Raw genomic sequence first — 15,722 nt, 5'->3', positions numbered from 1 at the left:
ATCTAAAATAGTTATTTACGTGTCATATCAGATTGATGTGCTTCTATGCAGCTGTTTAATAAGTCTTCAACAGCATTGTAGTCTCTCCATCCGTCTATTTCGATTACCCTTCCTTCTAAACTTTTGTAAGTTCTAAAAAACTCAGCAACATCCTCCAATTGGTTCTGAGCTATTTGCTTGATAGTATTGATCCCTCTTTGTCTTGGATCTGCAGTAGGTACACATAAAAGTTTGCCATCGTAAGCCCCGGAATCATGCATATCAAGAACTCCTATAGGTCTTGCCTTTATCAAGCAACCTGCAAAAGTTGGTTCTTCCATAACGACCATTGCATCAAGGGGTGCTCCATCCTCAGCAAGAGTATTTGGAATAAATCCATAATCAAATGGATATCTCACTGAAGAGTGCAAAACTCTATCAAGAGCCATAATCCCTGCAGAGCTGAAATATTCGTATTTATTTCTACTGCCAGCAGGAATCTCGACAACAAGATTTACTAATCCAGGCGAGGGTGATGGAGGCAGGTCACTCAGGTCCATTTTGATTTATTGAGGCCGGTAAGCTTTCCGTTGTTTCTGGTCTTTCACTAATGACAGCAAGTAATGGTATTCCAAGCATTACAAATACTATTGCTAAACCAATTAAAGATGTTGAGGTGCTATTAAAACTATAAGGATCTTCATCATTAGAAGATAATTGATCTGTTTCTTTTTTTAGCAATGGAGGATCTAGCACAGAAGATTGCTTGTCAATTAAATGTGGTTCTAAATCCATTTAAAATTAAGAATAGATAAACCATTAGTCAAATGTGAGAAAATCAATTAAAAGAAAAAAATTTAAATTATATAGATATTATCCCACATCTAAGAATAACTAAGCAGCCTTTCTATCAGTATCCTGTAAATGATTCGAAATAGCATGATTATTATCAGATTGTCCATCAAGTTTATTTCTTATCAATCTCAACTCATCAAGTATTGCATTTAAAATATTTTGAGTTTCGGATGATGGCGAATTAAATATTTCTACAGTTACTTCTTTAATTCTGAGTATCTCTTTTGCAAATCTAGCAACTTCATTGGGATGAAAAAGCAATTGATCTTTTTGATCACTTCTAAATTCAGTATTTAGTTTTCTAGGATTAAATGGAGGGTTTAAATTTCTAGTATCAGTGTTTGTATATCTATATACAGAAGCTCTAGATCTATTTAATGTTTTCTGGACTTCATCAATAGTCAACAATGAATCACTTGGGGTAGAAGCTGTATTAAATCCTTTACCAAAAGACTCCTCTGATCTTCCATTGGTTCCTGAATTTACTGACCCGTTAAACATTGCGAAAGAAAGCTTCTAAAAAACATGAGAGGAAGTTAGCAGAGGAATCAAATTAACACCATGTACATTTAGACACTTTTAAAAAACAACATGATTCCCGCACAATTAATATGGATATTCTTACGGCCATCGCTCAAAGTACTAGTCTCGTAAAGATTTAAATTTTAGGCTTATGCGCGTCTCCCGCCTAATGCTGATCACTCTAAGAGACGTCCCTGCAGAAGCCGATATAATCTCACATCAGTTATTGATAAGAGGCGGTTTCATTAAACGCTTAGCTGGAGGTATTTATACTTACATGCCATTGCTATGGAGGGTTATAAAAAAAATAAGCTTCATTGTTGAAGAAGAGTTATCGGCGAAAGGTTGCCTTCAAGCTCTTCTCCCTCAACTTCAGCCATCGGAAATATGGGAAAAAAGCGGAAGGTGGAAATCATACACAGAAGGAGAAGGTATTATGTTTAGCCTTAAAGATAGACAAGGCAAAGAATTTGGACTGGGACCAACTCATGAGGAAGTAATTACTCAAATAATTTCTCAAACTATTCACTCCTATAAGCAATTACCAATCAATATATTCCAAATTCAAACAAAATTTAGAGATGAAATAAGGCCAAGATTTGGATTAATGAGAAGTAGAGAATTCATTATGAAGGATGCTTATTCCTTTCATGAAAATGAGGGTGATCTTCAATCCACTTATTCTGAGATGAAAAATGCCTATCAAAATATATTTACTAAATGTGGTCTAGATTTTGTTTGTGTCGATGCCGATAGTGGGGCTATCGGAGGTGCAGCATCTCAAGAATTCATGGTTACGGCAGAATCTGGAGAAGATTTAATTTTAATAAGTTCTGACGGTAAATATGGGGCCAATCAAGAAAAAGCTGTATCCATGATCGAAAAAGGAGAGTTATTAGAACTAAATAAACCATCTATAATTAAGACCCCTAATCAAAAAACCATAGAGGAATTGTGCAACCACAACAATTTCCATCCAAGTCAAATTATAAAAGTATTATTTTATCTGGCGACATGTGACGATGAAAAGCAATATCCAGTGCTAGTTAGTATTAGGGGGGATCAAGAAGTAAATGATATTAAACTTTTAAACGAAATATCTAAAAACCTACAACAAAATGTACTAGAGATTAAAATCATTTCAAATGAAGATATACAAACGCAAAGTATAACTAATATTCCATTCGGATTTATAGGACCTGATCTTAGTGACAAGTTATTATCTAAAGCAGAAAGGTGGGAAAGAAAATTTATAAGAATTTCTGACAATTCCATACAAGATCTTAAAAGTTTTATATGTGGAAATAATATCAAAGACGAACATAAAATATTTTATAACTGGGATTTAATTAATACTCAACAGCTGATATGTGATATAAGAAAAGCAAAACCAGGAGACACGTGTATCCATGATAATACACAAACATTAAAAGAATGTAGAGGCATAGAAATAGGTCATATATTTCAATTAGGAACAAAGTATTCAAAATCATTAAATGCTACTTTCACTAACGATGAAGGTATAGAGGAACACTTTTGGATGGGGTGCTATGGAATTGGTATATCCAGGCTAGCGCAAGCTGCAGTAGAGCAAAATCACGATGATTCAGGTATTATTTGGCCAGTATCAATTGCCCCATTTGAAGTAATAATAATTATTGCCAATATGAAAAATACCGAACAAACATGCTTAGCAGAAGAGATCTATCAAAAATTAATAAAAAATCGAGTTGATGCTTTACTTGACGATAGGAACGAGAGAGCTGGCATAAAGTTTAAAGACGCAGACCTTATTGGTATCCCGTGGAGAATTGTTGTTGGTAGAGAAGCCAGTTCTGGACTAGTCGAGTTACACAACAGAAGAACTAAAACTACCGAGTCATTAGATTTAAATACGGTTTTTAAAAAACTTTCTGAAGAATTAAATACTAAAAAACAATAAATTCAGCCCAAAGGACTCTAGAGTCTTAGTTAACTGCAAAAAAAAAATGATTTCGGCCTTTCATCACCTCTCCATCAGGTTGGTGAGGGCAGCTTTGGCTATCTGCCTTGGCTTCTGCCTCATATTCTTCCAATTCGCCTCAGAAGTAAATGCAGCTAAAACACTCATGACTGGCGATTTTGCTAAAGATACTATTTCAGTCTCTTCGGTTCTAAAGGAGACCATAACTTTACCAAAAGAAGATAAAGGCCTGTCAGAGGAAGAAAAAGAAGCTGTTTTTCTAATAAGCGATTACATTTCAAGATATAGGAATCGGTCTCAAGTAAATACGTCCACGACCTTCACAACAATGCAAACTGCGTTAAATGCTTTATCAGGTCATTACAAAACTTTCGCGAATAGACCAGTACCCGAAAAGCTCAAAGAAAGATTAAATAAAGAACTTTCTAAAGCAGAGAAATTGGTACTTAGAGAAGATTAAAGATAAACTTTAATTCATTTCTTTGACTCAGGGTATGGCTATCTGCAAATGTTATCTCTTCTAAAGTAAATCGGTTTCGAGCCGAATTTTCTTCCTTGGCAAATGTTGTAGTCATAGGAGCGCAATGGGGTGATGAAGGCAAAGGCAAAATCACCGATTTGCTCAGCCGCTCCGCAGATGTAGTTGTTCGCTATCAAGGTGGTGTTAATGCCGGTCATACAATTGTTGTAGAGGATAAAGTCCTTAAATTGCATTTAATACCCTCTGGGATTTTGTATCAAGATACGATTTGTCTTATTGGATCGGGAACGGTTGTTGATCCAAAAGTGATGATTAAAGAAATAAAAATGCTTAAAGATAACGAAATTGATATCTCAGGGCTAAAACTAGCCTCAACAGCTCATGTAACGATGCCCTATCATCGTCTTCTAGACATGGCGATGGAGAAAACAAGAGGTCTCCAAAAAATTGGTACTACTGGTAGGGGAATCGGACCAACTTATGCCGACAAGTCACAAAGGAATGGAATCAGAATTATTGATCTACTGAGCAGAGAAAAACTTCAAGAAAGATTAAAGGTCCCGTTAGCAGAAAAGAATGGTCTCCTCCAAAAGATTTACGGAATTGAGCCATTAATCACTGATGAAATAGTTGAAGAGTATCTTGATTATGGGAAACAGCTAGAAAAACATATTGTTGACTGCAATAGAACAATTCATCAAGCAGCAAGAAAGAAGAAAAATATCTTATTCGAGGGAGCTCAAGGAACTCTTTTAGATCTTGATCATGGGACCTACCCTTATGTAACTTCCTCTAATCCCGTATCAGGAGGCGCCTGCATTGGTGCAGGAGTGGGTCCTACTCTCATAGACAGAGTTATTGGTGTAGCCAAAGCATATACAACCAGAGTTGGAGAGGGGCCCTTCCCAACCGAATTGCAAGGAAGTATTAATGATCAGCTTTGTAATAGAGGTGGTGAATTTGGAACAACCACTGGACGAAGGAGAAGATGTGGCTGGTTTGATGGGGTAATTGGTAAATATGCAGTTGAGGTGAATGGATTGGATTGTCTTGCTATCACTAAATTAGACGTTTTAGATGAACTTGATGAAATTCATGTTTGTGTCGCTTATGAATTAGATGGCACAAGAATTGATTATTTCCCAAGTAGTGTTGAAGATTTTGAAAAATGCACCCCCATTTTTAAAAAGCTTTCTGGCTGGAAAAGTTCTACGGAGAATTGCCGAAGCCTAGAGGACCTACCTCCTGCTGCAATGAGTTACTTGCGGTTCCTGGCTGAACTAATGGAAGTCCCCATAGCAATAGTTTCGCTGGGAGCTAATAGAGATCAAACAATTGTTATTGAGGACCCTATTCACGGACCAAAAAGAGCTCTTTTAAATTCTTAGGGAGCGAGTAATAATGCACTTATGTTTTTCAAATTTACTTGATGACCAATAAGACAAATAATCCCTCTCTTGACATAGTAGGTATTGGCAATGCAATTGTAGACGTATTAACAACTACAGACGATTCTCTCCTTGAAAGACTGTCTCTCAAAAAAGGGTCAATGACATTGATTGATGAAAATAAAGCTAAAGAACTTTATGAAATTACTACTAATAGAATTCAGAGATCAGGAGGCTCTGTTGCAAATTCATTGGCATGCATAGCGGAATTAGGGGGGAGGGCAGCCTTCATTGGAAGGGTCAGGAATGACAACCTAGGAGAAATCTTTACGGAAGAGATATCAAAAACTGGGACCATTTTCAAAACGCCCACATCATCCATTGGTCCGTCTACTGCAAGGTGCATTATTTTTATCACTCCCGATGCTCAGAGAACGATGTGCACTTATTTGGGCGCATCAGTTTTATTAGAACCTAATGATCTGGATCTCTCAGCAGTCAAGAAGGCAAAAATACTATATTTAGAGGGGTACCTTTGGGACAACTCAGCCGCCAAAAGGGCATTTATCAAAGCTGCAGAAATAGCTAAAAATTCAGGTCGAAAGGTTGCCTTATCCCTTTCTGATTCATTTTGTGTGATTAGACACCGCGAAAGTTTTGTAAAACTAGTGGCAGACTATGTAGATATTTTATTTGCCAATGAAGATGAAATAACAACTTTATATAAAACATCTTCTTTAAATGCAGCCATTGAGAAATTGAAAAACAAATGTGACCTTGCGGCAATCACAATTGGGAAAAAAGGATCAATTCTAATTTCAAATGGCAAAGAAAGAAATATAGATCCTTTCATTTTCGGGAAGGCTATTGATACCACAGGTGCAGGAGATCTTTATGCTGGAGGCTTCTTAAAAGGGCTTGCAGATGGTCTAGAGCCAGAAATATCTGCAAAAATTGGATCTATTTGTGCAGGACACATAGTTACACAATTAGGATCTAGATCAAATACTAATCTTTTACAATTAGTTAGCTCAAATCTGGAAAAATAAATATTTAAGACTCAAATAGAATTCACCCAATTATGAAATTTATTATTGGCTGAAACAGGGAAATAAATTATTTCTGGCACATCGTAACTGTGACAATCAGAGATCTTACCAATAACTTTATTTACATTTTCCTCTCTACACTTAATCAATAATTGTACCTCTTTTGCCTGAACAATATCACCTTCCCACCAAAAATGTGATTCGATATTTTTAAAAGTCACACAAGGTATTAATTTCTCGCTCAAGAGTAAATTAGCTATTTTAGTCGCATTTTTTTTATCTGCCTCAGTAGTTATAATTAAATAAAGTTTTTGATTAAAATCAGATAAGGACATGATCTCTAAATTCTTATTACTCCATATTAATAGATTTTAATCTTTTAATTAATTTTTCATAACTATCTATTGAATTAATAGATTTAAATTTAAAAGGTCTTTCCAACAACCAAAGATTGATACTCATACTTGAACAAATTTCTTGCCATAAGATTTCATTTTTCCCTCCTGATTGCCTGCAAACGACTCCATCAATATTCCATTTCCTAATAAGTGCTTTCTCAATTTTCCCATCACTAGAAACAGAAGGGTTTAATACCGCAAAATTTCCTTCTGGAATTGATGAAGACAAAGTCATTTTTATACTTTCTGGATTAGCTAAAACTCTTGCATAAACTTCAGCTCCTGAATCCCTTACAATAGTTAGTGCTTCTTTGAGATGTCTTACACCTACAGCGAGCAAAATAGATTTATTAGTTAGTTCATAATTTCCCAAATCAGTAAATTTTTTTATTAAAAATGCATTTAAAATATTATCAATAGCCCTTTCATACCTTATGAAAGGTTGATCTAGTTTTCTACAAACTTTTGAGATTGCCCCTGTAATGTTTATAGCGAACGGATGAGTCAGATCAATGACACAATCAAATCCATTGTGATTAACTCTTGCTTTTAATATGACATCCTGTATCTCTTGCTCAGTAGTCAAGGCCCCAACCAATATTTCCTCTAAGTTTAATTTTTCATAGGGAATTGAGGCTCTATCTGAAACAACGCTCACAGTAATTTTCCAGCCTTCTTTCAATAAAGACTTAGCAAAAATATGACCTTCGACTGTTCCTGTTAACAACCAAAGATGAGACTGGCATTTTTCCCTTGTATCAATCAAGATAAACCACAATAGCTAAAGGAAAAAAAAATGAACCATTGCATGCTTGAGGTCCTGGTAAAAAAAGCCCCAACAGTTCGTTTTACCCAAGACAACAAAACTCCGCTAGCTGAATTAGAAGTTGAATTTGACAGTCTCCGTGCTGACGACCCTGCCTGCGCACTAAAAGTAGTTGGCTGGGGAAAATTAGCAGAAGAACTTCAAAACACAGTTCAAGTCAATTCTAGATTAGTAATCGAAGGACGCCTAAGAATGAATACTGTTCCTCGACCGGATGGAACTAAAGAGAAGCGAGCTGAGTTTACTCTTTCAAGAATTCACCCTTTTTCTTCTAGTCCAAATGTTTCAGCACCTTCTAAAACTCAACAGAACCTACAAAGCGATTCCGCAAATTCTTTAAATAACGAAGGGGTTAAATGGGACAGTTCGCCGTTAGTACCAGATACTGATGACATTCCATTTTGAAAATCAACAATTTTCTTCAATGTATTCTGTAGCCCTAGTTAAAAGCTGACCTAATTCTCTCTCCAAAGCGGCCAGATCAGGTCTAAATTCAGGCCAGGTACCTCTATCTAATTGTTCAAGGATCCACGCTCTATCCTTGTTTAATTTCTCAACAAGTTCAGTTAATTCAGAAAATTGTTTTTGGTGTGAGGCCATGAGACTGTCTCCTGAAAACCCATCTGACCCAGATTTTAGCCAAAATTACACTCATGAATAAACTTCTTTCACCGGCAAGCCTCATCACCATAGGAGGAGCATCCCTTTCTCTAATTGGATTAACAGCCTATTTCACTGATGCAACAAATCTCAGTGTACCAACTTTCTTTTATGGAGTACCTATATTCCTTATAGGTATATCATTGAAAACCACGGAAGTTCCCCCTGCCCTAAGAGTAGTTCCTGCATCAAAGTTTGCATCAGAAAGAGATAAAGCTCCTGAAGAGCTAGGAAAACTAGTGAAAGATGTGACCAGATGGCGCTATGGTCAATCTTGCCAGCTTGAAGCATCTCTAAGAGTATTAAAGCTTTGGGATATAGACACTCCTCCCCAACTTAAAGAAGTAGAAGAATTGGTCAAAGATGGTAATTATGGAATACGAATGAGATTTGAAATGGCTGCTGTATCTTTAGAAAGATGGAATGCTCAAAAAGAGCGTTTAGGAAGATTCTTTGCTAAGGGTTTGCGGGCTGAACTATTTTGCCCCACACCCGGTGAATTAGATTTAACCCTACTTCCGCAAAAACAAGAAGAAAATCCACAAGAAAATGAATAAAGAAGAGCAACAAGCTAAATCCAGTAAGAATTCCAATAAAACTTTTTCCGACAAAGATTCAATACGAGTCTCTGTCTTAAGCGAGGCGCTTCCTTATATTCAGCGTTTTGAAAATAAAAGGATCGTAGTCAAATATGGTGGCTCAGCAATGACAGACAAAACTCTTCAAAATGCAGTTTTTAGAGATCTAGCTCTTCTTTCGTCTGTTGGCGTACAAATAGTAGTCATTCACGGGGGAGGACCAGAAATAAACCAATGGTTGGAAAAATTAGGAATAATGCCTGTTTTCCATGATGGTTTGCGAATTACTGATCCAAAGACCATGGATGTGGTAGAAATGGTTCTTGCTGGAAGAGTAAATAAGCAGATAGTAGGCGGAATCAACAATCACGGAAGCCTAGCTGTCGGGCTATGTGGAATAGATGGTGGACTTGTTGAGGCAAGAACGCTTGGAGACGGAAGTCATGGTCTTGTGGGAGAAGTTGCGAAAGTAAATATAAAGATACTTAGCCCTCTTCTTGAAGAAGGATACATCCCAGTCATTTCTAGTGTTGCAAACTCTTCTGATGGTAGATCACACAATATTAATGCTGATACTGTTTCTGGAGAGCTTGCGGCAGCACTTGGTGCAGAAAAATTAATCCTTCTAACAGATACTCCTGGCATCTTAAGGAATGAAAATGATCCTTCTTCCTTAATAGAAAAGATACGTCTATCGGAAGCCAGAGAATTAATTGATAGAGGGATAGTAAAATCAGGTATGAAACCAAAAGTTGAATGTTGTATTCGTTCTCTTGCCCAAGGGGTAAAGGCTGCTCATATCATTGACGGACGAACTCCTCACGCACTTCTACTAGAACTTTTCACTGATGCAGGTATTGGAACAATGGTTACGGGTAGAGGTTAAATGCCTGATATAGCTTCAGTTATAAAAGCTGCTGAAGCGGCCCTAGATAAAGGTGACTATGGTTTTTGCATAAAAATAGTTAATCCTCTACTCCTAGAATGCAAAGCAGAGACAGCAATAGGAGGACAGCTTAGACTAATTATAGTTACTGCCTACATGGGCAAAGGTGATGAACAAAAAGCGATTAATGTTTGCCAAACATTAATTCATAACAAAAAAGAAAGTGTCCGTCAACAAGCCAAACAGCTTTTATCAATACTCGAAGCCCCACAATTACCAAGGCCTTCAAACTGGTCGGTAGAAATACCAAAAATAGAGATGGAGCCATCTCTAAAATCGTCATTTAAAAGAGCGAAAAAGAAGAAAGAGAAAATTTACCATCCTCCAACTGGTACGACGAAAAATTTAGACTTTGGATTTTCAATAACAGCTTTATTAATTATTTTATTATTAACTTTTCTTCTTAGTGGTTGCGTCAACATGTCAACCAACTTGAGTATTACTGGTCCTGATCGACTCAAGTTTTCACTTGATATAGATAGCAATTCTGGTAAATTAATTCCATGGCAGATGGAATTTGAAGATAATCTTGCAAAAAAAAATAGCATTTTAAGACTCCATACTAAGGAAGGAACACAGCATTTTGAATCACCAACTATTCGTTTTGAAGAAGCAAATAAATTACTTCAACAAATAGCTTCAGTAGCCGCGAAAACTAGCGGGTTCAATATAAATAAACCTGAAATAATTACAAACAACAAAAACTGGTTAATTGGCACAAGTCAAAATTTTAAAATTTATTTTGATTTAAAAGAAATCCCAAAAATCCCTGGATTAAAAATAAACATAATCATTAACGACGTTGGTAATAAAAATAATTTCAGGACCAAACCTCTTGAAACCAGTTTTAAGGAAGGCTCAGCATTCTTACCTCTTGAGATTGGTGAGATTAACCAACTTGAAATTTCAAATTGGGAATGGAACCAAATTTCAATTGGGATTATCGTGATAATTGCTTTAACTTTACTGAGCCTATCCCTACAAAGATTCCGCCTCCAAATGGGTTTCGGTTTCCCAGAACTACCACCTTAATCAAGATAAAAACTCATAATTGTATCGGATCAGGATCAATAGAAAGATTTACTCCTTTTGGTAAATCTTTCCATAATTCAGGTCCATAGGCAAGTGGGATCTGACTTGATTGAGGACCGTACAAAAGAAGTTGCCAACGGCTTTTACCTGCAACTCTCTCAACCAATGAAGGTGCTGGGCCGACCAATTTCCAACCTTTTTGACTACAAGCATGATTGATTTTTGATAAGACATGAAATGCTCCCTTTGATGTCAACTCAGAAGATTCGCCAGAGAACCTTAACAAGCAGGCCCGACTGTATGGAACCATCGCAGCTTCTCTTCTGGTCTTTTCTTCTTTCTTCAAAAATTCTTCGTACCTTCCGTCAATCAAATGACGAATAACAGGATGTTCAGGACAATAAGTTTGCACTACAACCTTCCCAGGCTTCTCGCCACGTCCAGCACGACCAGCCAATTGCATAAAAAGTTGAAGAGTTTCTTCAGTAGCCATTAAATCAGGGCGATGCAATAAACCATCTGCCGCCAGGACAACGGCTAGAGTTACTTTTGGTAAATCCATACCCTTAGAGAGCATCTGAGTGCCAACCAAGATATCGGCGTCACCATTAGCGAATCTTTCTAACAACAATCTATGACCATCACGGCCTCTAGTTGTATCCCTATCAAACCTTAGTAGACTTATACCCTCAAGTTCTCTTTCTAGATGATCCATAACTCTTTGTGTCCCGGTACCAAACGGTTTAAAAGCATTTGAGCCACATTCTCCACATTTATTACTAATGCTCGAACGAAAGTCACACCAATGACAACGTAGCCATTCAATCCCATCTTTCGAACGATGTACAGTTAGCGCAACATCACAATGAGGACATTGAACAACCTCTCCACAACTACGGCAACTTAAAAAACTACTATATCCACGCCTAGGGACTAGAATGATGGCTTGATTGCCACTCTCTTTTGTCTTCAAAAGCTGTTGTTTTAGATATCTACTAATCAAACTTCGATTTCCAATAGCTAATTCCTCCCGCATATCTACAATATTGACAGTTGGCACTTTACGATTCAAAATCCGTTGGCTTAATTTTGCAACAACCACATTGCCATTGGGTTTTATATTTTTCCAAACATTTAGAGAGGGAGTTGCAGTTCCAAGTATTACTTTGGCTCCAATTCTTTTTGCCCGATGAATTGCCAGCTCTCTTGCATGGTAGCAAGGCATGGGAGATTGTTGCTTATAAGAGCTATCATGTTCTTCATCAAGCACGATCAATCCTAAGTTCGATAATGGTAAAAAGACAGCTGAGCGAGTACCTATGAATACACTTGGTTTTGTAGTCTGTAAAGATCTCTTCCATGCATGAATTTTCTCACCATTAGAACAATTACTATGGTACTCAAAAACATTTAATCCAAATCTTTTTCGAAAGCGATCAACCAATTGTGGCACCAAACCAATTTCAGGCGTGAGTACAAGACAATGTCTACTTTCAGACAACTCAAGAGCTACAGTTTGTAGGTATACTTCTGTCTTACCAGATCCAGTAACACCCCAAAGCAATAGAACTGATCCATTTGGAAGAGACTCATATTTTTCTTTTGCTGATTTTTGCTCTAAAGTTAGTAGTTGAGGGGCCTCAATATTCACCTTCATCTTTTCATTGGAGTCTTCAGCAGCAAAAGTATTTGAGAGAAACAGACGTTTTTCTCTTTCTCCGCAACCAGCCGAAACAAAATTTCTAATCAATAAAGAAGAAAACCCTTCAGCCTCTAAGTCTTTTTGCCATTTCCCTCCTCCATTTGTAAGTAAAATTTTCTTTAACTCAACCTGTCTGGGAGATATCTTTCCCTGATGATTCTTGTTCGCCAATTTCACCCACCAAAGTTTTTTAGGTCTATTCGATAGTTTTGACCTTCCCAACCAACCAGGAGGTAACGCGGTCTTAAGCATCTGGAAATCACTTACATACAATTCACGAGCCATTTCCTCTAACCACTCTCTCCATTCTTTTTTGATAGCTGCTTTTTGAACTAATGTTTCCACATTATTGAATGAAATATTTTCAGAGTTTCCTTTTGAATTAGTTATGCTTTTTTCCATCTTATTAACTACCAGCCCTTGCATGCTTCGCCCTTTCAAACGCACTGTTACGACATCGCCCAAATCAATTCCTAAATTATTTCCATCCCGATAAGAGAAACATCGTCCTTCACGACCTACATGCAACCAAATATCAAATATAAAAGGATTCATATCATTATTTAATACTTGCCGACTTCAGGAATTTTTTCTACCATTGGATTGTGAACAGCTTTAAAGCTGTTGTGGAACTTGCAAAATTCCACCCAGAGGGAAGACTAGAAGCTTTGTCAAGAATAGGAAAAATCCAATTCTTAGATAAGCCGGTCTGAGAAATCCCCTGACATCCTTGCTTATACATTTTCATTCCTCAACAAAACATCCTTCATAATTTGCAAGTCCAAATTGATGTCATGTGATTTTTCGCAAGATTTGTCACGATTGAGGACATTCTCAAATTAGAGTGTTTTTGTTCAATTTTTAAAAATTAAATAGTTTTTCCTGAAATATCATCTCTAGGAGATTCCACCATTTTTCGGGTAATAACCTGAGCTCTGCAACAGACCACAAAAACATCCGGAAAAAATCATGTTAAAGGAAAAAAAGACATCTAAAAATATTTCTCTTAATCAGGAAAGTAACAACAATTCCAAAAAAATTAAAAAAACAGCCGCTAAAGTAAACGTGACTAAAGAAACTCAAACTCTTCCTCAAGAATCTTCAAATGATCTAAAAATTGATTTAGATCTAGAGGCTGATAAATTAATTGCTGAAGCAAATAAAGTACCTGAAGCAGATATAGAACTTGATGATGATGACGATAATGCCTCAGTTCTATCTAGTGCTCAAGAAGCAGCAGCCAAAGCTTTAGCAAGTATCAAAATTGGTCCAAAGGGTGTTTATACAGAAGATTCGATTAGGGTTTATTTACAAGAAATTGGTCGTATAAGACTTCTCAGGCCTGATGAAGAAATCGAGTTAGCAAGAAAGATAGCTGATCTTCTTCAATTAGAGGAAGAAGCCGCGCAATTTGAAAGTGAGAATGGACATTTCCCATCAGTAAAAGAATGGGCAGCTCTTGCAGAGATGCCATTAACTCGCTTTCGACGGCGATTAATGCTTGGTAGACGAGCAAAAGAAAAAATGGTGCAATCGAACCTGCGATTAGTAGTTTCGATTGCAAAAAAATATATGAATAGAGGATTATCTTTTCAAGATCTTATCCAAGAAGGAAGTCTTGGTCTCATTCGTGCAGCTGAGAAATTTGACCATGAGAAAGGATATAAATTTTCAACTTACGCTACCTGGTGGATCAGACAGGCTATTACCAGAGCAATTGCAGATCAAAGCAGAACAATTCGTTTGCCTGTGCATTTATATGAAACAATTTCTCGAATAAAAAAAACCACTAAAGTTTTAAGTCAAGAGTTTGGAAGGAAGCCAACCGAAGAAGAAATCGCCGAAAGCATGGAAATGACAATTGAGAAACTTAGATTTATAGCCAAAAGTGCCCAACTACCCATTTCTTTAGAGACACCTATTGGGAAAGAAGAAGATTCTAGACTTGGTGATTTCATTGAAGCAGATATAGAAAATCCTGAACAAGATGTAGCAAAAACCCTACTAAGAGAGGATTTGGAGGGTGTTCTTGCTACATTAAGTCCTAGAGAAAGAGATGTTCTAAGACTTCGTTATGGCTTAGATGATGGGAGAATGAAAACCCTTGAAGAAATTGGACAGATTTTTGATGTAACTAGAGAGAGGATAAGACAGATAGAGGCTAAGGCTCTCAGAAAACTCCGTCATCCAAATAGAAACGGGGTACTCAAAGAATATATCAAGCTAAACTAAAATAATAAAACCATAAACTTTACATTTCTGAGCGATTACTAAGCCTAGAATTTGCTATTTGGTAAATCTCATTTCACATTAACCTTATTAAATTATTTTCCAAGAATTTTAATTTGGTAAGGTTGACTGCTTAAGGTAAAGAAATAGAAAATATTTGCTAATGACACTAGACCAACTGCGCATCGCCTCTCGCCGAAGCCAGCTGGCCATGGTTCAGACGAATTGGGTACGAGATGAACTCCAAAAGGCCCATCCTGATCTTGCTATCACTATTGAAGCAATGGCTACGCAGGGTGACAAAATACTTGATGTAGCCTTAGCAAAAATAGGAGATAAAGGTCTGTTCACTAAAGAACTTGAAGCTCAAATGCTTGTTGGTCGTGCCGATATTGCAGTCCACTCACTGAAAGATTTACCTACCAACCTTCCAGAGGGATTAATTCTTGGCTGCATAACAGAAAGGGAAGACCCTTCGGATGCGTTAGTCGTTAATGAAAAAAATCAAATTTACAAACTAGAAACTCTGCCAGAAGGATCTGTGGTAGGGACTAGCTCCTTAAGAAGACTTGCTCAATTGCGATACCATTATCCAAGTCTTGTTTTCAAAGATGTACGAGGAAATGTCATAACACGATTAGAGAAGCTTGACTCAGGAGAATATGACTGCCTAATCTTGGCTGCTGCTGGATTACAAAGACTTGGTTTTGCTAATCGAATACATCAATTAATACCAACAGATATTTCACTTCATGCTGTTGGTCAAGGAGCCCTTGGCATTGAATGTGTAAATGGTCAACAAGAGGTGCTAAATATTTTAAAAACACTTGAGCACGAATCAACATCTAAAAGATGTTTAGCAGAAAGGTCGTTCCTCAGAGAACTTGAAGGAGGATGTCAAGTTCCAATAGGCGTTAGAACTGAAATCAACAACAATGAATTAACTCTTGAGGGTATGGTTGCAAGCTTAGATGGAAAAAAATTAATTAGAGATATAAAAAAAGGGTCGAAAAGCTCTGCGGAGGAAATCGGAATAGAATTAGCTAATGAACTAAAAGGGCGTGGTGCTGGTGAAATATTAGAAGAAATATTCAAATCTGCACGTGCCTAAATA

At 37.0% G+C, this 15,722-nt stretch carries 17 protein-coding genes; 10 read left to right on the top strand and 7 right to left on the bottom strand.

Annotated features, from left to right (window positions below):
- Nucleotides 1–11 precede the first annotated feature (11 nt).
- The 3 genes from AC6EI2_RS11020 to AC6EI2_RS11010 all read right to left on the bottom strand — a co-directional run bounded on the left by AC6EI2_RS11020 (nucleotide 12) and on the right by AC6EI2_RS11010 (nucleotide 1,335).
- A complete protein-coding gene (locus AC6EI2_RS11020) occupies nucleotides 12–539 on the bottom strand; it encodes an inorganic diphosphatase (protein WP_498462355.1) in 528 nt (175 codons plus the stop codon).
- Complete coding sequence (locus AC6EI2_RS11015) at nucleotides 526–774, bottom strand: hypothetical protein (RefSeq protein WP_498462354.1); 249 nt, start codon at nucleotides 772–774, stop codon at nucleotides 526–528. The genes AC6EI2_RS11020 and AC6EI2_RS11015 overlap by 14 nt, the downstream gene beginning before the upstream one ends.
- Before the next feature lie 99 nt (nucleotides 775–873).
- Complete coding sequence (locus AC6EI2_RS11010) at nucleotides 874–1,335, bottom strand: DUF8631 domain-containing protein (protein WP_498462353.1); 462 nt, start codon at nucleotides 1,333–1,335, stop codon at nucleotides 874–876.
- Between the two features lie 172 nt (nucleotides 1,336–1,507).
- On the opposite strand from AC6EI2_RS11010, the gene AC6EI2_RS11005 reads away from it, so the two are divergent.
- The 4 genes from AC6EI2_RS11005 to AC6EI2_RS10990 all read left to right on the top strand — a co-directional run bounded on the left by AC6EI2_RS11005 (nucleotide 1,508) and on the right by AC6EI2_RS10990 (nucleotide 6,237).
- Nucleotides 1,508–3,298 carry a proline--tRNA ligase gene (locus AC6EI2_RS11005; RefSeq protein WP_498462352.1) on the top strand — a complete coding sequence of 597 codons (1,791 nt, stop codon included), beginning with the start codon at nucleotides 1,508–1,510 and terminating at the stop codon, nucleotides 3,296–3,298.
- 46 nt (nucleotides 3,299–3,344) lie between these two features.
- Nucleotides 3,345–3,779, top strand: a complete 435-nt coding sequence (gene psb27 / locus AC6EI2_RS11000; RefSeq protein WP_498462351.1) for a photosystem II protein Psb27 — start codon at nucleotides 3,345–3,347, stop codon at nucleotides 3,777–3,779.
- Between the two features lie 95 nt (nucleotides 3,780–3,874).
- Nucleotides 3,875–5,188, top strand: coding sequence for an adenylosuccinate synthase (locus AC6EI2_RS10995; protein WP_498462350.1), 1,314 nt, complete (start codon nucleotides 3,875–3,877; stop codon nucleotides 5,186–5,188).
- A gap of 41 nt (nucleotides 5,189–5,229) precedes the next feature.
- Nucleotides 5,230–6,237: an adenosine kinase gene (locus AC6EI2_RS10990; protein WP_498462349.1), complete on the top strand. Its 1,008-nt coding sequence runs from the start codon at nucleotides 5,230–5,232 to the stop codon at nucleotides 6,235–6,237.
- Nucleotides 6,238–6,248: 11 nt separating this feature from the next.
- Here AC6EI2_RS10990 and cutA read toward each other — a convergent pair whose 3' ends face one another.
- Together cutA and AC6EI2_RS10980 are read right to left on the bottom strand one after the other, a co-directional pair.
- A complete protein-coding gene (cutA, locus tag AC6EI2_RS10985) occupies nucleotides 6,249–6,572 on the bottom strand; it encodes a divalent-cation tolerance protein CutA (protein ID WP_498462348.1) in 324 nt (107 codons plus the stop codon).
- Between the two features lie 16 nt (nucleotides 6,573–6,588).
- Nucleotides 6,589–7,401, bottom strand: coding sequence for a precorrin-6A/cobalt-precorrin-6A reductase (locus tag AC6EI2_RS10980; protein WP_498462347.1), 813 nt, complete (start codon nucleotides 7,399–7,401; stop codon nucleotides 6,589–6,591).
- 30 nt (nucleotides 7,402–7,431) lie between these two features.
- Between AC6EI2_RS10980 and AC6EI2_RS10975 the strand changes: the two genes are divergently transcribed.
- Nucleotides 7,432–7,866 (top strand): single-stranded DNA-binding protein, encoded by a 435-nt coding sequence (locus AC6EI2_RS10975; RefSeq protein ID WP_498462346.1) that lies wholly within the window; start codon nucleotides 7,432–7,434, stop codon nucleotides 7,864–7,866.
- Between the two features lie 3 nt (nucleotides 7,867–7,869).
- Here the strand turns inward: AC6EI2_RS10975 and AC6EI2_RS10970 are convergent, their stop codons facing one another.
- Nucleotides 7,870–8,061: a DUF8666 family protein gene (locus AC6EI2_RS10970; protein WP_498462345.1), complete on the bottom strand. Its 192-nt coding sequence runs from the start codon at nucleotides 8,059–8,061 to the stop codon at nucleotides 7,870–7,872.
- 53 nt (nucleotides 8,062–8,114) lie between these two features.
- Between AC6EI2_RS10970 and AC6EI2_RS10965 the strand changes: the two genes are divergently transcribed.
- Genes AC6EI2_RS10965 through AC6EI2_RS10955 form a run of 3 tightly spaced genes read left to right on the top strand, consistent with a single transcriptional unit; the run spans nucleotide 8,115 to nucleotide 10,677 of the window.
- Entirely contained in the window at nucleotides 8,115–8,678 is a 564-nt protein-coding gene (locus AC6EI2_RS10965) for a DUF2854 domain-containing protein (protein WP_498462344.1), read from the top strand.
- Nucleotides 8,671–9,585 carry an acetylglutamate kinase gene (gene argB / locus AC6EI2_RS10960; RefSeq protein WP_498462343.1) on the top strand — a complete coding sequence of 305 codons (915 nt, stop codon included), beginning with the start codon at nucleotides 8,671–8,673 and terminating at the stop codon, nucleotides 9,583–9,585. Before AC6EI2_RS10965 ends, argB begins: the two co-directional genes overlap by 8 nt.
- A complete protein-coding gene (locus tag AC6EI2_RS10955; protein WP_498462342.1) occupies nucleotides 9,586–10,677 on the top strand; it encodes a DUF3153 domain-containing protein in 1,092 nt (363 codons plus the stop codon).
- A gap of 13 nt (nucleotides 10,678–10,690) precedes the next feature.
- On the opposite strand, the gene priA is transcribed toward AC6EI2_RS10955, so the two are convergent.
- Entirely contained in the window at nucleotides 10,691–12,934 is a 2,244-nt protein-coding gene (gene priA / locus AC6EI2_RS10950; RefSeq protein WP_498462341.1) for a replication restart helicase PriA, read from the bottom strand.
- Nucleotides 12,935–13,348: 414 nt separating this feature from the next.
- Between priA and rpoD the strand changes: the two genes are divergently transcribed.
- A complete protein-coding gene (gene rpoD / locus AC6EI2_RS10945; protein ID WP_498462340.1) occupies nucleotides 13,349–14,611 on the top strand; it encodes an RNA polymerase sigma factor RpoD in 1,263 nt (420 codons plus the stop codon).
- Nucleotides 14,612–14,771: 160 nt separating this feature from the next.
- Nucleotides 14,772–15,719: a hydroxymethylbilane synthase gene (gene hemC / locus AC6EI2_RS10940; protein ID WP_498462339.1), complete on the top strand. Its 948-nt coding sequence runs from the start codon at nucleotides 14,772–14,774 to the stop codon at nucleotides 15,717–15,719.
- Nucleotides 15,720–15,722 lie beyond the last annotated feature (3 nt).

It is taken from the genome of Prochlorococcus sp. MIT2302, assembly GCF_059772385.1.
The sequence above is the reverse complement of the archived record's forward strand: the minus strand, read 5'-3'. Positions and strand labels throughout refer to the sequence as shown.